Source organism: Pseudomonas sp. B21-047, from assembly GCF_024748775.1.
GTDB classification, from domain to species: Bacteria; Pseudomonadota; Gammaproteobacteria; order Pseudomonadales; family Pseudomonadaceae; genus Aquipseudomonas; species Aquipseudomonas capeferrum.
Genome location: NZ_CP087169.1, coordinates 5,276,901 through 5,298,241, shown reverse-complemented (window position 1 = coordinate 5,298,241; position 21,341 = coordinate 5,276,901). Strand labels below are relative to the sequence as shown.

General features: G+C 65.7%; 20 protein-coding genes. 4 read left to right on the top strand and 16 right to left on the bottom strand.

Translation table 11 applies throughout. From position 1 onward, the window contains the following. Nucleotides 1-16 precede the first annotated feature (16 nt). The 16 genes from urtE to cbiE all read right to left on the bottom strand — a co-directional run bounded on the left by urtE (nt 17) and on the right by cbiE (nt 16,836). Nucleotides 17-715: an urea ABC transporter ATP-binding subunit UrtE gene (urtE, locus tag LOY26_RS23985; RefSeq protein ID WP_047582342.1), complete on the bottom strand. Its 699-nt coding sequence runs from the start codon at nt 713-715 to the stop codon at nt 17-19. Between the two features lie 37 nt (nt 716-752). Beyond that, nucleotides 753-1,610, bottom strand: coding sequence for an urea ABC transporter ATP-binding protein UrtD (gene urtD, locus LOY26_RS23980; RefSeq protein ID WP_047582345.1), 858 nt, complete (start codon nt 1,608-1,610; stop codon nt 753-755). Then, on the bottom strand, nt 1,607-2,686 hold the full coding sequence (urtC, locus tag LOY26_RS23975; RefSeq protein ID WP_033701763.1) for an urea ABC transporter permease subunit UrtC: 1,080 nt from the start codon (nt 2,684-2,686) through the stop codon (nt 1,607-1,609). The genes urtD and urtC overlap by 4 nt, the downstream gene beginning before the upstream one ends. After that, nucleotides 2,686-4,173, bottom strand: coding sequence for an urea ABC transporter permease subunit UrtB (urtB, locus tag LOY26_RS23970; RefSeq protein ID WP_258714187.1), 1,488 nt, complete (start codon nt 4,171-4,173; stop codon nt 2,686-2,688). Before urtB ends, urtC begins: the two co-directional genes overlap by 1 nt. 129 nt (nt 4,174-4,302) lie before the next feature. Then, nucleotides 4,303-5,568, bottom strand: a complete 1,266-nt coding sequence (gene urtA / locus LOY26_RS23965; RefSeq protein ID WP_033701760.1) for an urea ABC transporter substrate-binding protein — start codon at nt 5,566-5,568, stop codon at nt 4,303-4,305. 185 nt (nt 5,569-5,753) lie between these two features. Then, a complete protein-coding gene (gene cycA, locus LOY26_RS23960) occupies nt 5,754-7,160 on the bottom strand; it encodes a D-serine/D-alanine/glycine transporter (RefSeq protein WP_186652717.1) in 1,407 nt (468 codons plus the stop codon). 133 nt (nt 7,161-7,293) lie between these two features. Continuing rightward, the gene (locus LOY26_RS23955) at nt 7,294-8,658 is read right to left on the bottom strand and encodes a PepSY domain-containing protein (protein WP_186652716.1); all 1,365 of its coding nucleotides are present in this window, start codon (nt 8,656-8,658) and stop codon (nt 7,294-7,296) included. A gap of 58 nt (nt 8,659-8,716) precedes the next feature. Next, on the bottom strand, nt 8,717-10,783 hold the full coding sequence (locus LOY26_RS23950; RefSeq protein WP_186652715.1) for a TonB-dependent copper receptor: 2,067 nt from the start codon (nt 10,781-10,783) through the stop codon (nt 8,717-8,719). A gap of 66 nt (nt 10,784-10,849) precedes the next feature. Further along, on the bottom strand, nt 10,850-11,290 hold the full coding sequence (locus tag LOY26_RS23945) for a DUF2946 domain-containing protein (RefSeq protein ID WP_258714186.1): 441 nt from the start codon (nt 11,288-11,290) through the stop codon (nt 10,850-10,852). Nucleotides 11,291-11,313: 23 nt separating this feature from the next. After that, nucleotides 11,314-11,799 (bottom strand): copper chaperone PCu(A)C, encoded by a 486-nt coding sequence (locus tag LOY26_RS23940; protein ID WP_186652713.1) that lies wholly within the window; start codon nt 11,797-11,799, stop codon nt 11,314-11,316. A 46-nt stretch (nt 11,800-11,845) separates the two neighbouring features. Beyond that, nucleotides 11,846-12,235, bottom strand: coding sequence for a DUF2946 domain-containing protein (locus tag LOY26_RS23935; RefSeq protein WP_033701753.1), 390 nt, complete (start codon nt 12,233-12,235; stop codon nt 11,846-11,848). 141 nt (nt 12,236-12,376) lie between these two features. Next, a complete protein-coding gene (locus LOY26_RS23930; RefSeq protein ID WP_186652712.1) occupies nt 12,377-13,231 on the bottom strand; it encodes an SPFH domain-containing protein in 855 nt (284 codons plus the stop codon). A 26-nt stretch (nt 13,232-13,257) separates the two neighbouring features. Next, nucleotides 13,258-13,695 (bottom strand): NfeD family protein, encoded by a 438-nt coding sequence (locus LOY26_RS23925; RefSeq protein WP_186652710.1) that lies wholly within the window; start codon nt 13,693-13,695, stop codon nt 13,258-13,260. 123 nt (nt 13,696-13,818) lie between these two features. Then, on the bottom strand, nt 13,819-14,541 hold the full coding sequence (locus LOY26_RS23920) for a cobalt-precorrin-6A reductase (RefSeq protein ID WP_095063868.1): 723 nt from the start codon (nt 14,539-14,541) through the stop codon (nt 13,819-13,821). Continuing rightward, nucleotides 14,538-15,632: a cobalt-precorrin-5B (C(1))-methyltransferase gene (locus LOY26_RS23915; RefSeq protein WP_186663532.1), complete on the bottom strand. Its 1,095-nt coding sequence runs from the start codon at nt 15,630-15,632 to the stop codon at nt 14,538-14,540. Before LOY26_RS23915 ends, LOY26_RS23920 begins: the two co-directional genes overlap by 4 nt. Then, on the bottom strand, nt 15,625-16,836 hold the full coding sequence (gene cbiE, locus LOY26_RS23910) for a precorrin-6y C5,15-methyltransferase (decarboxylating) subunit CbiE (protein ID WP_258714185.1): 1,212 nt from the start codon (nt 16,834-16,836) through the stop codon (nt 15,625-15,627). The genes LOY26_RS23915 and cbiE overlap by 8 nt, the downstream gene beginning before the upstream one ends. Nucleotides 16,837-16,967: 131 nt before the next feature. Here cbiE and cobG point away from each other — a divergent pair, with 131 nt between their 5' ends. From cobG to cobJ, 4 genes are read left to right on the top strand one after another with little or no spacing between them, the layout of a single operon-like run. Beyond that, nucleotides 16,968-18,299, top strand: coding sequence for a precorrin-3B synthase (cobG, locus tag LOY26_RS23905; RefSeq protein ID WP_258714184.1), 1,332 nt, complete (start codon nt 16,968-16,970; stop codon nt 18,297-18,299). Then, nucleotides 18,292-18,918 (top strand): precorrin-8X methylmutase, encoded by a 627-nt coding sequence (locus LOY26_RS23900; protein ID WP_033701746.1) that lies wholly within the window; start codon nt 18,292-18,294, stop codon nt 18,916-18,918. The genes cobG and LOY26_RS23900 overlap by 8 nt, the downstream gene beginning before the upstream one ends. Further along, nucleotides 18,915-19,649 carry a precorrin-2 C(20)-methyltransferase gene (locus LOY26_RS23895; protein ID WP_033701745.1) on the top strand — a complete coding sequence of 245 codons (735 nt, stop codon included), beginning with the start codon at nt 18,915-18,917 and terminating at the stop codon, nt 19,647-19,649. The genes LOY26_RS23900 and LOY26_RS23895 overlap by 4 nt, the downstream gene beginning before the upstream one ends. Next, entirely contained in the window at nt 19,637-21,334 is a 1,698-nt protein-coding gene (gene cobJ, locus LOY26_RS23890; protein ID WP_258714183.1) for a precorrin-3B C(17)-methyltransferase, read from the top strand. Before LOY26_RS23895 ends, cobJ begins: the two co-directional genes overlap by 13 nt. Nucleotides 21,335-21,341 lie beyond the last annotated feature (7 nt).

Sequence of the window (21,341 nt, the reverse complement as noted above, 5' to 3'; positions counted from 1 at the left end):
GGTCGATGGGCGCAGATTAAATGGTTACCAGCCCGCGTACACCTTCTGCCTGCATGTTATCCCCGCGCCCACGCTGAATGATCTCGCCGCGGGCCATCACCAGGTACTGGTCGGCCAGTTCTTCGGCGAAGTCGTAGAACTGCTCCACCAGCAGGATGGCCATGTCGCCACGTTGGGCCAGGCGCCGGATGACCGCGCCGATTTCCTTGATCACCGAAGGCTGGATACCTTCGGTGGGCTCGTCGAGTATCAGCAGGCGCGGGCGGCTGGCCAGGGCACGGCCAATAGCCAACTGCTGTTGCTGGCCGCCGGACAGGTCGCCGCCGCGGCGCTGTTTCATCTGTTCCAGTACCGGGAACAGTTCGTAGATGAAGGCGGGCACTTCACGGGCCTCTCGGGCGGGGAAGCGCGACAGGCCCATCAACAGGTTCTCCTCCACGGTCAGCCGCGCGAAGATTTCGCGGCCCTGGGGCACGTAGGCGATACCGGCCTGCACCCGTTGCTGGGGCTTGAGCGTGGTGATCGGCTTGCCTTCCCATTCGACGCTGCCTTCGCGGGCTGCGACCAGGCCCATCAGGCAGCGCAGCAGGGTGGTCTTGCCCACGCCGTTGCGGCCCAGCAGGCACGTGACCTCGCCGACCTTGGCCTCGAAGGACAGGCCGCGCAGGATGTGGCTGCCGCCGTAGTATTGGTGCAGTGTGTCGATTTTCAGCATGTCATGTCCCTGGAAGTTTGTGCGCTGGCTGTGAGGTTCATCGGCCCAGATAAACTTCGACCACCCGCTCATCCGCCTGCACCTGCGCCAGCGAGCCCTCCGCCAGCACGCTGCCTTGGTGCAGCACCGTCACATGGTCGGCAATGCTGCCGACAAACCCCATGTCGTGCTCCACCACCATCAGCGAATGCGTGCCGGCCAGCCCCTTGAACAGCTCTGCGGTGAACTCGGTTTCGGCATCGGTCATGCCCGCCACCGGCTCGTCGAGCAACAGCAGTTGCGGCTCCTGTACCAGCAGCATGCCGATCTCCAGAAACTGCTTCTGGCCGTGGGACAGCAACCCTGCCTGGCGCTGCGCCAGCGGTAGCAGGCGCAGGGTGGCCAGCACGTGTTCGATGCGCTGTCGTTGCTCGCCGCTCAAGCGCGCGGCCAGGCTGGCCCACACCGACTTGTCGGCCTTCAGCGCCAGCTCCAGGTTCTCGAACACCGTCAGCGCCTCGAACACCGTGGGCTTCTGGAACTTGCGGCCGACCCCGGCCTGGGCGATCTGGTATTCGCTCATGCGGGTCAGGTCGAGAGTGTCGCCGAAAAAGGCGCTGCCGCTGTCGGGGCGGGTCTTGCCGGTGATCACGTCCATCATCGTGGTCTTGCCGGCGCCGTTGGGGCCGATGATGCAGCGCAGTTCGCCGACGCCGATGTACAGGTTCAAACCATTCAGCGCCTTGAACCCATCGAAGCTGACGCTGATGTCTTCCAGGCTCAGCACCGTGCCGTGGCGGGTGTCGAGGCCGGCCTTGCGGCTCTGGCCGAGGCCGATGGCGTCGCGGCTGGCGCCAAGGGTGTCGAACACCGGCTCCAGCATGAACTCGGGATGAACCGGGGGCACGCCTCTCATGGCTGGCTCCTTTTCTTCAGCAGGCCCACCACGCCCTTGGGCAGGTACAGGGTGACCAGAATGAACAGCGCACCGAGGAAGAACAGCCAGTACTCGGGGAACGCCACGGTGAACCAGCTCTTCATGCCATTGACCAGGCCTGCGCCCAGCAGCGGGCCAATCAACGTGCCACGCCCGCCCAGGGCGACCCAGACAGCAGCTTCGATGGAGTTGGTCGGCGACATTTCGCTGGGGTTGATGATGCCCACCTGGGGCACATACAGCGCGCCAGCCAGGCCGCACAGCACGGCGCTCAGCACCCACACCAGCAATTTGAAGCCGCGCGGGTCGTAACCGCAGAACATCAGGCGGTTTTCGGCGTCGCGCACGGCAGTGAGCAGCCGGCCGAACTTGCTGGTGGTCAGGCGCCAGCACAGGTACAGGCTGGCCAGCAACAGGCCGACAGTCAGCAGAAACAGCACGGCCCGTGTGCCCTGCGCGGCAATGTCAAAGCCCAGAATGGTGCGGAAGCTGGTAAAGCCGTTGTTGCCGCCAAACCCGGTCTCGTTGCGAAAGAACAGCAGCATGCCGGCAAAGGTCAGGGCCTGGGTCATGATCGAGAAGTAAACGCCTTTGATCCGCGAGCGGAAGGCGAAGAAGCCGAACACCAGCGCCAACAGCCCAGGCGCCAGCACCACCAGGCACAGGGCCCAGGCAAAATGCTGGGTGCCGGCCCAGTACCAGGGCAGCTCGGTCCACGACAGGAAGGTCATGAAGCCCGGTAGGCCATCGCCGGCGGCCTGGCGCATCAGGTACATGCCCATGGCGTAGCCGCCGAGGGCGAAGAACAGCCCGTGGCCGAGCGACAGCAGCCCGGCATAGCCCCAGACCAGGTCCAGGGCCAGGGCGACGATGGCGTAGCAGAGTATCTTGCCGACCAGTGTCAGCGTGTAGGCCGAGACCTGCAGGGCATGGTCGGCCGGTAGCAACGACAGCAGTGGTAGTGCCAGCAGCAACAGCACGACGACAGTGCCGATGGCCAGCGACAAGCGCGGCCCGGCTTTTTGCGAAGCGGTGACAAGCAGTGGCTGGTTCATCAGTCGATTACCCGTCCCTTGAGGGCGAACAGGCCTTGCGGGCGCTTCTGGATGAACAGAATGATCAACGCAAGGATGAGGATCTTGCCAAGCACCGCGCCGATCTGCGGCTCCAGCAGCTTGTTGGCGATGCCTAGGCCGAAGGCGGCCCAGAGGCTGCCGGCCAGTTGCCCGACACCGCCGAGTACCACCACCAGGAACGAGTCGATGATGTAGCTTTGGCCCAGGTCCGGGCCGACGTTGCCGACCTGGCTCAGGGTCACGCCACCGAGCCCGGCGATACCGGAGCCGAGGCCGAAGGCGAGCATGTCGACGCGCCCGGTGGACACGCCACAGCAGGCGGCCATGTTGCGGTTCTGCGTCACCGCGCGAACGTTCAGGCCGAGCCGCGTGCGGTTGAGCAGCAGCCAGGTCAGCAGCACCACGGCGAGGGCGAAACCGATGATCACCAGGCGGTTGTACGGCAGCACCAGGTTCGGCAGCAGTTGGACACCACCGGACAGCCACGCCGGGTTGCTCACTTCGACGTTCTGCGCGCCGAAGATCAGGCGGATGGCCTGGATCAGGATCAGGCTGATACCCCAGGTCGCCAGCAGGGTTTCCAGCGGGCGGCCGTACAGGTGGCGGATCACCGTGCGCTCCAGCGCCATGCCGACCCCGGCGCTGACGGCGAACGCCACCGGCAGGGCGATCAGCGGGTAGAACTCGATGGCGCCCGGGGCGTAGCGCTGCAGCAGCACCTGGACCATGTAGGTGCTGTAGGCACCGAGCATCAGCATTTCACCGTGGGCCATGTTGATCACCCCGAGCAGGCCGAAGGTGATCGCCAGGCCCAGCGCCGCCAGCAGCAGGATCGACCCCAGCGACAGGCCGCTGAACGCCTGGCCCAGCAGCTCGCCAACCAGCAGCTTGCGTTTGACCTGGGCCAGGCTGGTTTCGGCAGCGGTACGCACGCCGGCATCGCTTTCGACGCCGGGCTGCAGCAGCGCCTCCAGGCGGGTGCGGGCGACCGGGTCGCCGGTCTCGCCGAGCAGGCGCACGGCGGCCAGGCGTACCGCAGGCTCGCTGGCGCCCAACTGCAGGTTGGCCAGGGCAAGGCCGAGGGCGGCGTGTACGGCAGGGTCCGCTTCGTTGGCGAAGCGCCGGTCGAGGAAGGCCATCTGCGCCGGTTGCGCGCTCTTCTGCAGTTGCTGGGCGGCGGCCAGGCGCGCGTCGCTGTTGTCGCTGAGCAACTGGTGGCTGGCCAGGGCGTTGTCGATCAGGCCACGCAGGCGGTTGTTCAGGCGCACCTTGCGGGTGTCGCCTTCGGCGATGCGGCCTTGGCGCAGGTTTGCCAGCAGCGCCAGGCGCGCGGCATCGGGTTGCGCCGCCCAGCCTTCGAGCAGGCGAGCCTGTTCGGCGGGCTTGGCGCTGAGGAAGAATTCGCCCTCGCTGGCCTGGGATGCCAGGGGCAGCATAAGGAGCAAGATGAGCAGGAGTCTGAGCATGCGGGCAATCCTGGAAATCAGTGTGGATGCTTCGCGGGGCAAGCCCGCTCCCACAGGCTCGAGGCTGTTCTCAAGACCTGTGGGAGCGGGCTTGTCCCGCGAATGGGCTGCACAGCAGCCCCAGTGCACTCAGTTACCTTTCACTGCGTAATCAGGGCGCTTGTCGTTACCCGGAATGAACGGGCTCCAAGGCTGTGCCCGCAGTGGCTGCTCGGTCTCCCAGACCACGCTGAACTGCCCGTCATCCTGGATCTCGCCGATCATCACCGGCTTGTGCAGGTGGTGGTTGGTCTTGTCCATGGTCAGGGTGAAGCCGGACGGTGCCTTGAAGCTCTGCCCAGCCAAGGCTTCGCGCACTTTGTCGACCTCGGTGGACTTGGCTTTTTCCGCCGCCTGCGCCCACATGTGGATGCCCACATAGGTGGCTTCCATCGGGTCGTTGGTCACCGCCTTGTCGGCGCCGGGCAGGTTCTTGGCCTTGGCGTAGGCCTTCCAGTCGGCGACGAACTTCTGGTTCACCGGGTTATCCACCGATTCGAAGTAGTTCCACGCCGCCAGGTGGCCCACCAACGGCTTGGTGTCGATGCCACGCAGTTCTTCTTCACCCACCGAGAAGGCTACCACTGGCACGTCGGTGGCCTTCAGGCCCTGGTTGGCCAGCTCTTTGTAGAACGGCACGTTGGAGTCGCCGTTGACGGTAGAGATGACAGCAGTTTTACCGCCGGCGGAGAACTTCTTGATGTTGGCGACGATGGTTTGGTAATCGGCATGGCCGAATGGGGTGTAGACCTCTTCGATGTCCTTGTCGGCCACGCCTTTGCTGTGCAGGAAGGCGCGCAGGATCTTGTTGGTGGTGCGCGGGTAGACGTAGTCGGTGCCCAGCAGGAAGAAGCGCTTGGCGCTGCCGCCTTCTTCGCTCATCACGTATTCCACGGCCGGGATGGCCTGCTGGTTGGGCGCGGCGCCGGTGTAGAAGACATTTGGCGACATCTCTTCGCCTTCGTATTGCACGGGGTAGAACAGCAGGCCGTTGAGCTCTTCGAACACCGGCAGCACCGACTTGCGCGACACCGATGTCCAACAACCGAACACCACGGCAACCTTGTCCTGGGTCAGCAGCTGGCGGCTTTTCTCGGCGAACAGCGGCCAGTTGGATGCCGGGTCGACCACCACCGGTTCGAGCATCTTGCCATTCACGCCACCCTTGGCGTTGATCTCGTCGATGGTCATCAGCGCCATGTCCTTGAGCGATGTCTCGGAAATGGCCATGGTCCCCGACAGCGAATGCAGGATGCCGACCTTGATGGTCTCGGCGGCCTGGATGCTCCAGCTAAGGCCCATCGCCGCAATCGATGCGCTGAGGGTAAAGGCCTTGATCAGACTGCGACGCTTCATGTGCTCTCTCCGCTGGTTTTTTTGGTGTTGGCCAAGCGGGAGGGGCATTGCAAGGGGTGTGCCGAATGGCGAGAGGCGCGTAATAGACGGGGTGTGCGAGGTATTGGGGCGCGGGAAGGAGCCAGGTTGGTGCTTGAAAGATTTGCGTGCACAGCATTGGGGCTGCAAAGCAGCCCCTTGCTGCATCAGTTGTTGCGTACAGCCGCGCGCGGGTGGCGCTTGCTGCGCACACCCTGGTAGGTGACGGCCAGCAGCACGAACCAGATCGGCGTTACCAGCAGCGCCGAACGGGTATCCGCCTCCAGGCTCAGCAACACCAGGATGAAGGCGAAGAAGGCCAGGCACACGTAGCACATGAAGCGCCCGCCGGGCATCTTGTACTTCGAAGCCTGGTGCAGCGCTGCGCGGGTTTTGCGGTACTTCAAGTACGACAGCAGGATCAGCGTCCAGACGAACATGAACAGCACCGCCGAAACCGTAGTGATCAGGGTAAACGCCTCGACCACGTCAGGAATCAGGTAGATCAGCACCGCGCCCAGCAACAGGCAGGTACAGGAGAAGTACAGGCCGTTGGCCGGTACCGCGCGGCGCGACAGTTTTTCCAGTGCCTTCGGCGCGTCACCTTCCTGTGCCAGGCCGTAGAGCATGCGGCTGGTGGAAAACACGCCGCTGTTGGCCGACGAGGCCGCCGAGGTCAGCACCACGAAATTGATGATGCTGGCCGCTGCCGGCAGGCCGGCCAGGACGAACAGTTCGACGAATGGGCTCTTGCCCGGTACCACGTCGCGCCACGGGGTCACGGCCATGATCGCCAGCAGTGCCAACACGTAGAACACGATAATACGGATCGGGATCGAGTTGATTGCCCGGGGCAGGGTGCGTTCGGGGTTTTTTGCTTCGGCGGCGGTGGTGCCGACCAGTTCGATACCGACGAAGGCGAACACGGCGATCTGGAAGCCGGCGAAGAAGCCCATCAGGCCATTGGGGAACATGCCGCCGTCGTTCCACAGGTTGGCCAGCTGCGCGGTGCGCCCGCTGGGCGACTCGAAGCCGCTGATGACCATGTACAGGCCGGTGGCAACCAGGCCGAGGATGGCGACGATCTTGATCAGGGCGAACCAGAACTCGAGCTCGCCGAACATCTTCACGGTCACCAGGTTCAACGACAGCAGCACCGCCACGCAGGTCAGCGCGGGTATCCACTGTGGCAGTTCCGGGAACCAGAATTGCGTGTAGGCGGCGATCGCCACCACATCGGCGATGCCGGTGACCACCCAGCAGAACCAGTAGGTCCAGCCGGTGAAGTAGCCGGCCCAGGGGCCCAGCAGGTCGGCAGAGAAGTCGATGAACGACTTGTAGTTGAGGTTCGACAGCAACAGTTCGCCCATGGCGCGCATGACGAAGAACAGCATGAAGCCGATGATCATGTAGACGAAGATGATCGATGGGCCGGCAAGGCTGATGGTCTTGCCCGAGCCCATGAACAGGCCAGTGCCGATCGCGCCGCCGATGGCGATGAGCTGGATGTGGCGGTTGGTCAGGTTGCGCTGCAGATGCTGCTCTTCAGCGGGAGGGGAAGAGGTCCGGGTCATTGGCTGCATTCCATTGAGGGTCAGTCTTTTTTTGTGAAAGCCAAGTAGGCTAACACGGGCGTCCCAATTCGGGGCGCGACAGATCGACACGATTCATGGGTTGCAGCGGGGCCGCTTTGCGGCCCCGCAGGCCTCAAGCCTGGGCCAGTACCCGGCGGCGCACCACCAGGCTGTCGACCAGCCACATCACTACCATCGACACCCCCACCAGCGGGAACATCACCCCCAGCACGACCATCACCCCGACCGCCGTCTTCCAGCGCGGCAGGTCATGGCGCAGCGGCGGTACACCCAGCCCGCCCGTTGGCCGGCGCTTCCACCACATCACCAAGCCACTGACCGACCCCAGCAGAATCATCAGGCACACCACAAGGATGATGATCTGGTTCAACGCCCCGAACATCTTGCCTTCATGTAGCATCACGCCCAGCTCGGTAGCCCGGGCGACCGGGCTGTAGTCCTGCCAGCGCACGTCGGCCAGCACCTTGCCGGTGTACTGATCGACATGCAGGGTGGCGTCGTTGCGCGGGTCGTCGGCGAACACCGCAACGGTGAACACGCCGTCGGCCGTGGTCGGCAAGGTAATGCTGTAGCCCGGCTCGACCTGACGCGAAGTGGCGATGTCCTCGACCTGCTGCAAGCTCACTTGCGGCGCTGCCGGGGCGTTCGACATCATGTGGTGCCCGGCATGTTCGGCATGGGCGCCGGACTGCGGCATGGGGGTGTTCTCCACCGCCCAGGGCACGGTCTGGCGATGGGCGCTGTTGAGCTCGCGGGCCTGCTGGTCGGACTTGGGCACGTCGTTCCACATCGCGGCGGGAAAACGGTTCCATAAGTCGGCGTACTGCTTGCCCCACATGCCCGTCCAGGTCATGCCACTGAGCAACATCAGCAGCAACAGGGCCGAGCCCCAGAACCCGGTCACCGCATGCAGGTCACGCCACAACAGCCGACCGCGTGCGGAAAACCGCGGCCACAGCACGCCGGCGCTGTTGCGCCCGCGTGGCCACCACAGATACAGGCCCGACACCACCAGCACGATGCCCCAGCCTGCCGCCAGCTCGACCAGGCGATCACCGACCGTGCCGACCATCAGCTCGCCGTGCAGGGCACGGGCAACCGCCTGCAGGTTCTGTTTGCCATCCTGCTCGCCGAGCAGCGTGCCACTGTAGGGGTCGACGAACACGTTCAATTCGCGCCCGCCGTCATGCACCACGAACTGCGCGCTGCGCTCGGCATCCAGCGGCGGCAGGTACTGGCCGACATGGCCTTGTGGATAAGCCTTGCGCACCTCGGCCAGCAGGGTGTCGGCAGGCTGTCGATGATGGCCGGCTTCGACCACCATCAGGTCGCGGTACAGCAGCGGGTCGAGCTGCGGTTTGAACAGGTAGATGATCCCGGTGATCGCCAGCAGGATCATGAACGGGGCGACGAACAGCCCCGCGTAAAAATGCCAACGCCAGGCCAGGTTGTAGAAAGAGATGCGTGTTCCGCGCATGGGAACCTCCTGTTTGACCAGGTGAGGGGCGCGACCGCAGCCGCGCCCATTGTTGTTGTCAGAAGCTGAAGTCGACCTTGGTCCAGAAGGTCCTGCCTGGCTCGTTCACCGGTTGTGGGTCTGTGGCCGGGTAGCCGAACCCGGCGTTCCCGGCCAGGTTCAAGTGCTCGGCGTAGGTTTTGTCGAACAGGTTGTCGACCCCTGCGCTGAGCTTGAGGTTGTTGTTCACCTTGTAGGCACCATTGAGCGAGAACACGCCGAAGCCAGCGCTCTTGTCGTAGTCCTTGCCCACCACATTGCCTTGGTTCTCGGCGATGCGGTTTTGCGCGGCCACCAGCCGCCACAGGGCGCCGACACTCCAGACGTCGCGGCTGTAGGTCAGGCCCAGGCGGCTCTCCAGGGGCGGCATCTGAGGTAGCGCTTTGCCATCACTACTGTTCTTGCCCCAAGCGTAGGCCAGGGTAGCGTCGGCTTTCCAGTTTTCGCTGAGCGTGTAGGCCGCGCCCAATTCGCCGCCCATGATGCGCGCGTCGATGTTCTGGGCCTGTGAGGTGCTCATGCCCATCATGCCGGTGCGGTAGTCGAACAGAATGTAGTCGCGGATCTGCCCGACATACCCCGAGGCCCAGGCCTCCAGGCGTTCGTCGCGGTACTGGATGCCGAAGTCGAGCTGGGTGGTCTTCTCTGGCTTGATGCCGTCGAAGGCGTTGGCAGCACCGGCCGGCGCTTGCTTGGGCGAGAACAGTTCCCAGTAGTCGGGGAAGCGCTGGGCATGGCCCAGGCCGATGTAGGTGGTGGCGGAAATGGCCGCCAGGTCGTGCTCGTAGCGCACGAAACCGCTGGGCAGGGTATCGGCGCGGGTGTCGCCTTCAGTGGCACTGCCTTTGCGAAAGTCACGGGCCGAGGCACGGTCCAGGCGGGCGCCGCTGATCAGCCGGTCTGCGTCGCTGACATACCAGGTCAGCTCGCTGAAGGCACCGTAGTTATGGAAGTCGGCGTCCTTGGTCCAGGCCTGGCCCTTGTGCGCATCGACGCCCATGCCGCCGCGCTGGCGATGCTCGTTGGTCTGCGCATCGATGCCGCTGACCAGTTGCACATCGGCCCAGCGCCAGGTCGCCTTGACCCGGGCGCCCATGGTGCGGCGGTCGACGTTGCTGACCATGGGCATGCCCATCATGCCGCTGCCGGAGGGGGTACGCAGGCTGTAGTTGTCCATCACGTGGTCGGCGTAGTTGTAGTAGACCTGCGCCTCGACCTTGTCGAGCACGTCGCCGAGGTTGGACTTCTCGAACCGCAGCCCCAGGCTTTCACGCTTGAACTGCGAGCCGTCCATGCCGCGCCCGGCATAGCGTGCTTCGCCGTCGCCCTTGCCGGCGGTGAGTTCCAGCAGGGTGTCCTGGTCGGGGGTCCAGCCGAGGGTGACATCGCCGTTCCATTTGTCCCAGCGCGACGGCACGGTGTCATCGTTGCCGTCATGGTAGTCGTCCGAGCGCGACTGGTTGCCGACGAAGCGGGCATAGGCCTGGCTGTTGCCGGCGGCGGCGTCCAGTACCTTGTCGAAGCGGCCATTGGAGCCGGCCAGCAGGCTGGCGTTGACGCGGCTGCCCAGGGTGCCGAATTTTTCCGGTTCGCGTTCGAAGAGGATGGTACCGGCCGAGCCGCCAGGGCCCCAGATCACGCTTTGCGGGCCTTTGATCACGGTCAGGCGGTCGTAGGTTTCGGGTGATATGTACGACGTCGGTGCATCCATGCGGTTGGGGCAGGCGCCCAGCATCACGCCGCCATTGGTGAGGATGTTCAGGCGTGAACCGAACATGCCGCGCAACACGGGGTCACCGTTGGTGCCGCCGGAGCGGATTGCCGAGAAACCGGGGATGGTCTTGAGGTAATCGGCACCGTCACTGGCCGGTACCGGCTGGCGTGGGTCTTTCGGGTTGGTGACCACGGTCAGCGGCGAGCTGGGCGCCACGGCGGTGATCACCGTCGGGCTCAGCTCGGGGGCGGCATGCGCGTGCTCGGCGTGGCCGAGGTCGCTGGCCAGGGCCATGGGCGCGATCAGCGAACCGCAGACGGCGGCGATGGCCCCGCGCAGGGACAGGGCAAAAACAGGGGTGCAGCCAGACATAATGATTCCAGTCGATCAGTCATGAGTGAGCGCGAAGCCTCCTGGCTCCGTGCGGACAATGTGTTTTCAGACGCTGATCGAGGAAGGCGGCGCGCGGCTGCGCGCACCCGGGAATACAGCCTGCCGGGCATGCCCCTGGCGCGTGGTTGCAAGAAGGTGAGTGGAGGGGACTGCTACGCCGGCACTGAGCGGGCTGAGGGTTTGCGGCAGTGCGGGGCAGTTGAACAGCAGGCTGCAGTAGCCGCACTTTTCCCACATCACATGCAGTTGGCCATCGCCGCCATGGCCATCATGGCCGTGGTGCGAGTCCACGCTCTGCGCGTGCTCGGGGGCCATCGACATGCCCATCGGCATGTTCATGCCGGCGTGGTGGCCCATCGGCATCGACTGGGAAACCAGCGGGCCGATGAAGATCATCCACATGGCGAACAGGCTCAGCCAGCCGCCCCCGACGCGCCTGCGTTCAGGGCGGGGGGTACGGCTGATGCTGTTGCGTGGCAGGCTCATGGCGAGTGCCTGTCAGCTAATGTTCAGTGCGCGTGTTCGTGAGCCTGGGGCTGGCCCGAGGGCGCCTCTTTCTGCACGGCGACTTCGACCGTGACATCACCGGCTTTCTCGAAGTGCAGGGTCAACGGGAAACGCTTGCCGTCGCTGAGCAGGCTGCGGTCCTTGGGCTGCATCAGCATCACGTGGTAGGCGCTGGGGGCGAAGGTCACATCCTTGCCGGCGGGTACTACCACGCTGGGCACCTGTTGCATCTTCATGGTGCCGCCGGCCGTCATGGCATGCTCGTGCAACTGGGCGTCATCGCTGATGGGGCTGTCGACACTCAGCAGGCGGTCATCGGCCTGGCCATTGTTGTGCACGACGAAATACGCGGCGACGTTGGGCGCGTTGGGGGGCAGTTGCAGCGACCAGGGGTGCGCGATGTGCAGGTTGCCCACGGTGTATTCGTGGGCAGTGGCGAAGGCGCTGGGCAGCAGCAGGGCGGCCACGACGAGGGCTTGCTTGAGCATGGTGAGTCTCCGATCTGTTCAGGTTCAGGCAGACAGCGTGAGTAACTCAGACCAGAGGGGAGGCACGGGGGTTGAGCGCGGGCCATAGCTGGCGCGGCGTGGGTTGGTAGTCGGCAAGCAGCGGCAGGTGCCCGGCGTGCAGTGTCGGCGGGTTGTGCAACTGCGGCGGGTAGCCGGGCAAGGCCAGCAGCGGCGCGGCACCCGAGCAGCACCAGCAGTTCATCATGCTGGCGCTGTCGTCGCTTTGCGGGCCGAGGTCGATCTTGGCCAGGGCCTGGACGTCGACCTTGGCCTTGTTGGCCATGCTGGAACAGAAAGCCCCCCACAGCAACTGCTCGGCCGGGCCCTTGGGCGCGGCAGAAGACAGCGGCATGGCCAGCAGGTTGAACAGCACTGCTAGGCAGGCTATCCAGGCAATGTGCCGACGTGGGGGCATGGAGAGATCCGGTCAGGAATCGTGGTGGGTATTGTAAGGCGCAGTATAGGTAAAAAAGGCGGGGTGCGGTGAAGTGACGCAGGTGGGGAGGGGCTGGGGCCGCTTTGCGGCCCCTTCGCGGGGCAAGCCTGGCCCGCTAACTCAGGGCTTGTTGCGGCCCATCAGGCCGCGCACGGTCTCTTGCAGGTCTGCCGGCAACACCACGACTTTGGCATTGCTGCTGCTGGCCAGGTTCTCCATCGCGCCGATATAGCGCTCGCCCAGCAGGTACATGGCCGGCACGGTATCGCTGCCCACGGCCTCCTTGACCAGCGAAATCGCCCGTGCCGACGCCTCGGCCAGGTTGATCTGCGCCTCGGCGTCCAGCTTGGCGGATTGCAGGCGGGCTTCAGCTTCGAGGATCGCAGCCTGCTTGGCACCTTCGGCACGGGTGACGTCGGCTTTACGTTCACGCTCGGCAGCGGCCTGGCGTTCCATGGCCAGTTGCATGTTCTCGGACGGCTTGATGTCCTGGATCTCGACCGAGCGCACGGTCACGCCCCAGTCTTCGGTCTGTTCGGACATCGCCTCGCGCAGGCGGGCCTTGATCTGCTCACGGCTGGACAAGGCTTCGTCCAGGTCCATGGCACCGACGATGGCGCGCAGCGAGGTCATGGTCAGGCTGGTGACGGCGAAGGAGAAGTTCTGTACACCGTACGAGGCCTTCTGCGGGTCGACCACCTTGGCGAAGCACAAGGCGTTGGCGACGATCACCGCGTTGTCCTTGGTGATGATTTCCTGCTCTTGCACATCGAGGATGATGTCTTTGGTGGGCAGGCGGTAGGCGACCACGTCCACGTACGGAATGACGATGTTCAGGCCCGGTTTGAGGGTGTTGTTGTAGCGGCCCAGGCGCTCGACGATCCACTCCTCGCCCTGGGGCACGATACGCACCCCCTTGAACACGGTGATCAGGACGAACAGGGCGAGGGCGCCCACGACGATAAGGCTGGTCATGATACGAACTTCCTTTCAGTACGGATTCAGGCCCGGATGACGCGGGCGGTATTGCCTTCGATGGCGGTGAGGCGCACACGCTCGCCGGACGGGATTTCAGTGTCGGCGACGCAGGTCCATTCTTCGTTGCCGAGGATCGGCTTCTGGAAACGCACGCGGCCTTTCTGGAACTCGGAAACGCTGGCGGTCAGCAGGCCGACTTCACCGATCACGCTATCGGCCGTCCAGCGCACATCCGGTTTTTTGCGCCGGAACAACTTGAACCACAGGGCGGTGGTGGCTGAAGACAGCAGCACCCACAGCAGCACCTGCATATCCAGCTGCAGGCTGGGTGCGGCGAGCGAGATGAGCGAAACCAGCACGGCACCGATGCCGAACCAGAGAATGAAGAACGTAGGCAGGACCAGTTCGAGCAGGATCAGCGCGATACCGAATACCAGCCAGATCCACCATTGCATTTCCATATGACTGAAGCCTTCCGGGGGAGGGGGGAAGAGTTTAGGGCAGAGGATGGGCGGAAGGCTATTCAGACAAGTTGGCGTTGGGTGTAGGAAGACGCTACAAAACTCACGCCATGCGTCTCTTCCTTACCCGCGACCCAAGTCAGCCATCAGTGCCCCTTGCGAAGCGTATTGCCGGTCTACATCGGGCAGCGCCGGCCGCTCCAGAATCAACACCGGCACCCCCAGCTCCCGGGCCACTTCAAGCTTGGGCTCGGTCGCCAGGCTGCCGCTGTTCTTGCTGATCAGCACATCAATCTGCCGCCGCGCGAACAACGCACGCTCGTCTTCAATACGAAACGGCCCACGTGCGCCAATCACTTCGCAGCGGTCGTTGCCCGGGCAGGCTTCCAGGGCCCGCAATGTCCAGAACTGTTCCGGCGGTATCTCTGCCAGGTGCTGCAACGGCTCGCGCCCCAGCGTGAACAGCGGCCGCCGGAAGGGCGCGAGTGCGTCGATCAGGCCCGCCCAGTCTTGCACCTCGCGCCAGTCGTCACCCGGCTGCGCCTGCCAGGCCGGCCGGCGCAACGCCCAGCACGGAACACCTGCAGCGCGTGAGGCAACAGCGGCGTTGTGGCTGATTTGCGCGGCATAAGGGTGGGTGGCATCGATCAGCAGGGTGATACCCGCCTCACGCAGGTAGCGGGCGAGGCCTTCGGCACCGCCAAAGCCGCCAACCCGCACCTGGCATTGCAGGCCCTGCGGCACGCGGCCGATGCCTGCCAGGCTGTAGACATGCTGCGGGCCCAGCTGGCGGGCGATGGCCAGGGCCTCGGTCACGCCGCCCAGCAGCAGGATGCGCGCGCTCATTGCACGCCCGCCTGGCCGACGATACCGCCTTGGCGGTCGATGGCGAACACCTCGACCTGTACCTGCGCGGGCACCACGCTGCGGGCGAATGCCAACGCATGCGCGCAGACGGCGTCGCCCAGGGCGATGCCGGCGGCATGGGCCAGTGCCAGGGCTTGCTGGCTGGTGTTGGCGGCGATGATCGCGGCCTGCAGGTTTGCATCGGCGCCGACAGACGCCGCCCAGCCGGCCAGTTGCGGCAGGTCGATGCTCGAATGGCGGCTGTGCAGGTCCATGTGCCCGGCGGCCAGCTTGCTGATCTTGCCGAAGCCACCGCACAGGCTCAGGCGCGCTACCGGCACCTTGCGCAAGTGCTTGAGTACGGCACCGACGAAGTCGCCCATTTCGATCAGGGCGATTTCCGGCAGGCCGTAGACCCGGCGCATGGTGTCTTCGCTGGCGTTGCCGGTACAGGCGGCAATGTGCGTATAGCCGTTGGTGTGGGCCACGTCGATACCCTGATGGATCGAGGCGATGTAGGCCGCGCAGGAAAACGGCCGGACGATGCCGCTGGTGCCCAGGATCGACAGACCGCCGAGGATACCAAGGCGCGGGTTCATGGTCTTGAGCGCCAGCAATTCACCGCCCTGCACGTTGACCGTCACTTCGAAGCCGCCGTGATAGGCACACGCCTCGGCCAGGCGTTGCAGGTGTTCGCCAATCATGCGCCGGGGCACCGGGTTGATCGCCGGCTCGCCCACCGCCAGTACCAGCCCCGGGCGCGTCACGGTCCCCACGCCATGGCCGGCGACAAAGCGGATGCCGGGCTCGGCCAGCAAGCGGACCTGGCTGTAGAGCAGGGCGCCATGGGTCACGTCCGGGTCGTCGCCGGCGTCCTTGAGGGTACCGGCTTCGGCGCACTGGCCTGCGCGACGGCAGAACTCCAGGCGCATCTGCACCACCTTGCCCTTGGGCAGGGTGATGCTCACTGCGTCGTCACAGACGCCTGTCAGCAGCAGGCGCGCCGCTGCGAGGCTGGTGGCGGTGGCACAGCTGCCGGTGGTCAGGCCGCTGCGCAGCGGCGCGGGTTGTTCGTGGGTTTCTTCACGCATCGAAGGGTTTCACCACGTCCAGCAAGGTGATCGGCAAGGCCTGGCGCCAGGTGTCGAACGCCCCCAGCGGCTGCACGTGGGCAACATGGATACGGGTCAGCTCGCCACCGTGCTGCTCGCGAAAATGCGCCAGGGCCAATTCGCTTTGCAGGGTGACTGCGTTGGCCACCAGTCGCCCACCCGGGCGCAGACGCTCCCAGCACAGGTCCAGCACGCCTTCACGGGTTACCCCGCCACCGATGAAGATCGCGTCGGGTTGCTCAAGGCCTGCCAATGCCGCTGGCGCCTTGCCGCGTACCAGTTGCAGGCCAGGTACGCCCAGTGCATCGCGGTTGTGTTCGATAAACCCCTGGCGCCCTTCGTCGGCCTCGATGGCCAACGCACGGCAGGCAGGGTGGGCACGCATCCACTCGATGCCGATCGAGCCACAGCCTGCGCCCACGTCCCACAGCAGCTCGCCGGGCTGCGGGGCGAGGCGGGCAAGGGTGATGGCGCGGACATCGCGCTTGGTCAGTTGGCCGTCATGCTGGAAGGCCGTGTCTGGCAGCCCGGCAACCCGTGGCAGGCGTGGTGCATCGGGCGCGGCGAGGCACTCGATGGCCACCAGGTTCAGCGCTGCAACCTGGGTGTGAGGCCAGTCCTGGGCGCTGCCGGCCAGTTCGCGTTCATCGGCGCCGCCAAGGTGTTCGAACACGCGCAGGCGGCTTGGCCCGAAACCACGCGCGCACAGCTGGGCGGCAATCGCGGCAGGGCTGTCGCCGTCGTTGCTCAGCACCAGCAGGCGGGCACCGCTGTGCAGCTGGGCATTGAGCGCCGCCAGCGGCCGGGCGACCACCGATACCACCTGCACCTCCTGCAGCGGCCAGCCCAGGCGGGCGGCAGCCAGGGCGCAAGAGGACGGCATCGACAGCACGCGCATCTCACTGGCGGGCACTTGGCGTGCCAGGCTGGCGCCGACGCCGAAGAACATCGGGTCGCCGCTGGCCAACACGCAGACAGGGGCACCGCGCGCTGCAAGTACCGGCGCCAGGGAGAACGGGGTGGGCCAGCTCAGCCGCTCGCCGACCACGCAGCGCGGCAGCAAGGCCAGTTGGCGGGGGCTGCCGAAGATCCGCGAAGCGCCCAGCAGGGCGCGCCGGGCCTGCTTGCCCAGGCCGTTGAAGCCGTCTTCGCCGATGCCTACTACTGTCAGCCAGGGTGCCATGTGTTTCAATCCGCCATTTCTGGGGCGCGAAGCGGCCCCGGGTAAACGATAAGCTCGACCACCGGCTTTTCATGCCGCCGGACAAAGCAGGCATAATACCGCGCCTTCTACACTCAAGCGCACTTCACCGATTGCCGGACACCCCTTTGAAGCAGGCCCAAGCCCCCGATGTTTCACCTCGCCCCTCGGCCTGCCCGGGGTTGTGGCGCATCGTCAGTGCGCGTGATGGTGGGATTTGCCGGGTCAAGCTGCCCGGTGGCCTGCTGCTGGCCGATCAGGCCGATGCCGTGGCCGAGGCCGCCGAGCGCTTCGCCGGCGGCGTGATCGAGGCGACCAACCGCGCCAACCTGCAGGTCCGCGGTATCGGCAGCGACCACAGTGGCCTGGTCGCCAGGCTGCTGGCCGCCGGCCTGGGCCCGCGCGATGCCGCCGGTGACGATGTGCGCAACCTGATGCTCAGCCCGCTGGCCGGGCATGACCCGGCCATGTTGCTGGATACCCGACCATTGGCGGGGCAGATCCTCGCCATGCTCGAAAGCACACCGCGCTTTCATCAATTGTCGGCCAAGTTCGCCGTGCAGCTGGACGCCGGCGAAGGCCTGGCCATGCTCGAACACCCCCATGACCTATGGCTTTCGGCTCTGCACCTTGAGCAGCGCACGTGGCTGGCTTTTGGCCTGGCGGGCTGCCCGGCCGACGGCCAGGTGCTCGGTGCCGTGCCGCTGGAACAGGGCCTGGCCCTGGTGCGTGCGGTGCTGGCGCGTTTCCTTGATCTGGCGTCTGCGGACCAATCGCGTATGCGCCAATTGCTGGAAGGCTGTTCGGCCGCGTTTTTCGTCGAAGGGCTCGGCCTGGAGATTCGTCGCGATGCTGCCGTGCGGCAATGGCGCCGTGCACGAAACCACCCCATCTGGCTGGGGGTACTGCCACAAAACCACGGCCTTGCGCTGGGCGTCGCCCCGCCCCAGGGCCGGTTGACGCCGGAGATGCTGCGCGGTGCCGCGCACATCGCCCGCCACCTGGGTGACGGCAGCCTGCGCCTGAGCCCCTGGCAAAGCCTGGTGTTGACCAATCTCGATCCGGCCCACATCGAGCAGGCCCAGGCGCAGTTGTCCGCCTTGGGCCTGCTTTGCCACCGCCATGAGCCGCTGGCGCGCATCACCGCGTGCACCGGCAGCAGTGGGTGCGCCAAGGCCCACGGCGAGACCAAGGCCGATGCCGTTGCCCTGGCCGCGCTGCTCGGCCCAGGCGTTCCCGGCAGCGTGCACCTGTCCGGTTGCCCCCGATCCTGCGCCGTGGCCCATGTTGCCCCGGCCACTTTGCTGGCCCGTTCACCGGGCCGTTACGACTTGTATGTGCGCGATGCGCGCCTGCCGGGCTTCGGTGCCCTGCGCGCCATCGACCTCACCTTGAACGAAGCAGGCGCCATGCTCGACCTGCCGACGGAGCACCTTGATGATTGACTACATCCGCGATGGTCAGGAGATCTATCGCAATTCCTTCCGGATCATCCGCGAGGAAGCCCGACTCGAGCGGATACCCGCAGACCTCGAAAAGCTCGCCGTGCGCGTGATCCATGCCTGCGGCATGGTCGAGGCCATCGACGGCTTGCAGTTCTCCGAAGGGGCAGGCCGCGCCGGGCGCGAGGCCCTGGCCAAGGGCGCGCCGATTCTGTGCGATGCGCACATGGTTGCTGAAGGCATTACCCGCGCCCGGCTGCCGGCGAACAACCCGGTGATCTGCACCCTGCGTGACCCGAGCGTGCCTGGCCTGGCCAAAGACGCCGGCAATACCCGTTCTGCCGTGGCCCTGGAGCTGTGGCGCCCACACCTGGAAGGCAGTGTGGTGGTGATCGGCAATGCCCCGACCGCACTGTTCTACCTGCTGGAAATGCTCGACGCCGGTGCGCCCAAGCCTGCGCTGATTCTCGGCTTCCCGGTCGGCTTCGTGGGTGCGGCCGAATCCAAGGCCATGCTGGCCGCCGACAGCCGCGGCGTGCCGTTCGTGATCATGCAAGGCCGCCTGGGCGGCAGCGCGATGGCCGCTGCCGCGGTCAACGCCCTGGCCACGGAGGTGGAATGATGACCCCACGTGGACGTCTGCTCGGCCTGGGCGTAGGCCCCGGCGACCCTGAACTGATCACCGTCAAGGCCCTGCGCCTGCTGCGCGAGGCGCCGGTTGTCGGCTACTTCGTGGCCAAGGGCAAGCGCGGCAACGCGTTCGGCATCATCGAGGCGCACCTACAGGCCGAGCAGACACTGCTGCCGCTGGTCTACCCGGTCACCACCGAAGCGCTGCCGGCGCCGCTGTCCTATGAACAGGTGATCAGCGATTTCTACGATGAAGCCAGTGTGCAGGTTGCCGAGCACCTGGATGCCGGCCGCGACGTGGCGGTGATCTGCGAGGGCGACCCGTTCTTCTACGGCTCCTACATGTACCTGCATGACCGCCTGGCGCAGCGCTATGAGGCCGAAGTGATCCCTGGCGTCTGCTCGATGCTGGGGGGGGCGTCGGTGCTGGGCGCGCCGCTGGTCTACCGCAACCAGAGCCTTTCGGTGCTGTCGGGCGTGCTGCCGGCCGAGGAACTGAAGCGGCGCCTGGCCGATGCCGATGCTGCCGTGATCATGAAGCTTGGCCGCAACTTCCCCAAGGTGCGTGAGGTGTTGGCCGAGCTGGGCCTGGACAGCCGTGCGCTGTATGTCGAACGGGCAACCATGGCCAACCAGAAGATCGTGCCGCTGGCGGAGGTCGACCCGCTGTCGTCGCCGTACTTCTCGCTGATCATCGTACCGGGTGAAAAATGGCAGGGATGAGCATGCACAAGGCACCGGCAATCGTCGTGCTTGGCCCTGGCAGCCTGGCCACGGCGCAGCGCATTCAGCTGTGTTATCCACAGGCCTCGATCCATGGCCTGAGTGGCCGGGTCGAGGGCGCCGATCAGCTTTACGCATCGTTTGGCGACACCCTGCGCACGTTGTATCAGCAGGGCACCCCGATCATCGCCCTGTGCGCCGCTGGCATCGTTATCCGCAGCCTGGCCAGCCTGCTCAGTGAAAAAGGCGTCGAGCCGCCGGTGCTGGCAGTGGCCGAGGATGGCAGTGCGGTAGTGCCGCTGCTCGGTGGCCTGGGTGGGGTGAATGTGATGGCGCGTGAGATCGGCGAAGCACTGGGCGTGGCCGCAGCCATCACCACCAGTGGCGAACTGCGCTTTGGCACCTGCCTGCTGAACCCGCCACAGGGCTATGCCCTGGCGGACATCGAGCAAGGCAAGCGCTTTGTCTCTGACCTGCTGGCTGGTGAGGCGGTGCGCGTCGAAGGCGATGCACCTTGGCTTGAGCAGGCGCAGCTGCCCGCGAGCGAGAGCGCCCGGCGCACCATCCATGTCGGCCATCAGGCACGCCCGAGCAGCCGTGATGAGCTGTTGATCCACCCGCGTTCGGTCGTGGTGGGCGTCGATACCGCTGACCTGCAAGGCATCCGCGCCGCGCTGCAGGCGGCGGGTATCGCCGAGCAATCGCTGGCCTGCCTGCTAGCTGGCGAGCACGCCATGGCCGATGCCGCCCTGCACGAGGCTGCACAGGCCCTTGGCGTGGCGCTGCGTTTTGCAGCCAAGCCTGGCGACCTGCGTGACATGTTGGCCCAGGCGCTACCCGGCGCCGAGTTGATCGAGCAGGCGGGTACCGTCATCGCCGTGGCCCCGGCGCCGGTGGATGCCGCGCAGGTCGGCCGCCGCCGTGGTCGGCTGGCGGTGATCGGCCTTGGCCCAGGCGCTGCCGAGCTGATGGTGCCGGCGGTCAAGGCCGAGCTGGCCCGCGCCGAGGACATCCTCGGCTACGAAACCTACGTGCGCATGGCCGGGCCGTTCCGCGCCGATCAGGTGCAGCATTGCACCGACAACCGCGAAGAGATGCAGCGCGCTCGGCATGCCTTCGAACTGGCCGCCCAAGGGCGTTCGGTGGTGGTGGTGTCGTCGGGTGACCCGGGCGTGTTCGCCATGGCCGCAGCGGTGCTCGAAGCGTTGCACGAATCCAGTGACCCGGCCTGGCATCGGGTCGATCTCGAGATCCTGCCGGGGGTTTCGGCCTCGCTGGCCACTGCCGCTCAGGCGGGGGCACCGCTGGGGCACGACTTCTGCGTGATGTCGCTGTCGGACAACCTCAAGCCGTGGTCGATCATTGAAAAACGTCTGGACCTGGCCGCCCAGGCGGACCTGGTGCTGGCCTTCTACAACCCGATTTCCAAATCCCGACCGCATCAGCTTGGGGTGGCACTGGAGGTTGTGCGTCGGCACCGCGATGGGAGCACGCCTGTAGTCCTTGGCCGTGACATCGGTAGGCCGGGGCAGACGCTGAAGGTAGTCACTTTGGCCGAGCTGCTGCCGGAAATGGTCGACATGCGCACCATGGTCCTGCTCGGGTCGTCCACGACCTGTCAATTTCCGAGGGCCGATGGCGAACAGTGGGTGTACACCCCTCGCTGGTACCCGGCCCCGGGTTGAGGCACCG

Bases quoted from the DNA above. Each gene is read 5' to 3' on its own strand.
- LOY26_RS23950 (WP_186652715.1), bottom strand. From the start codon at position 10,783: ATGTCTGGCTGCACCCCTGTTTTTGCCCTGTCCCTGCGCGGGGCCATC.
- LOY26_RS23930 (WP_186652712.1), bottom strand. From the start codon at position 13,231: ATGACCAGCCTTATCGTCGTGGGCGCCCTCGCCCTGTTCGTCCTGATC.
- LOY26_RS23935 (WP_033701753.1), bottom strand. From the start codon at position 12,235: ATGCCCCCACGTCGGCACATTGCCTGGATAGCCTGCCTAGCAGTGCTG.
- cobJ (WP_258714183.1), top strand. From the start codon at position 19,637: ATGGCAGGGATGAGCATGCACAAGGCACCGGCAATCGTCGTGCTTGGC.
- urtE (WP_047582342.1), bottom strand. From the start codon at position 715: ATGCTGAAAATCGACACACTGCACCAATACTACGGCGGCAGCCACATC.
- LOY26_RS23955 (WP_186652716.1), bottom strand. From the start codon at position 8,658: ATGCGCGGAACACGCATCTCTTTCTACAACCTGGCCTGGCGTTGGCAT.
- LOY26_RS23920 (WP_095063868.1), bottom strand. From the start codon at position 14,541: ATGAGCGCGCGCATCCTGCTGCTGGGCGGCGTGACCGAGGCCCTGGCC.
- urtA (WP_033701760.1), bottom strand. From the start codon at position 5,568: ATGAAGCGTCGCAGTCTGATCAAGGCCTTTACCCTCAGCGCATCGATT.
- LOY26_RS23900 (WP_033701746.1), top strand. From the start codon at position 18,292: ATGATTGACTACATCCGCGATGGTCAGGAGATCTATCGCAATTCCTTC.
- LOY26_RS23895 (WP_033701745.1), top strand. From the start codon at position 18,915: ATGATGACCCCACGTGGACGTCTGCTCGGCCTGGGCGTAGGCCCCGGC.
- cbiE (WP_258714185.1), bottom strand. From the start codon at position 16,836: ATGGCACCCTGGCTGACAGTAGTAGGCATCGGCGAAGACGGCTTCAAC.
- cycA (WP_186652717.1), bottom strand. From the start codon at position 7,160: ATGACCCGGACCTCTTCCCCTCCCGCTGAAGAGCAGCATCTGCAGCGC.
- urtC (WP_033701763.1), bottom strand. From the start codon at position 2,686: ATGAACCAGCCACTGCTTGTCACCGCTTCGCAAAAAGCCGGGCCGCGC.
- LOY26_RS23915 (WP_186663532.1), bottom strand. From the start codon at position 15,632: ATGCGTGAAGAAACCCACGAACAACCCGCGCCGCTGCGCAGCGGCCTG.
- LOY26_RS23945 (WP_258714186.1), bottom strand. From the start codon at position 11,290: ATGAGCCTGCCACGCAACAGCATCAGCCGTACCCCCCGCCCTGAACGC.
- urtB (WP_258714187.1), bottom strand. From the start codon at position 4,173: ATGCTCAGACTCCTGCTCATCTTGCTCCTTATGCTGCCCCTGGCATCC.
- LOY26_RS23940 (WP_186652713.1), bottom strand. From the start codon at position 11,799: ATGCTCAAGCAAGCCCTCGTCGTGGCCGCCCTGCTGCTGCCCAGCGCC.
- LOY26_RS23925 (WP_186652710.1), bottom strand. From the start codon at position 13,695: ATGGAAATGCAATGGTGGATCTGGCTGGTATTCGGTATCGCGCTGATC.
- urtD (WP_047582345.1), bottom strand. From the start codon at position 1,610: ATGAGAGGCGTGCCCCCGGTTCATCCCGAGTTCATGCTGGAGCCGGTG.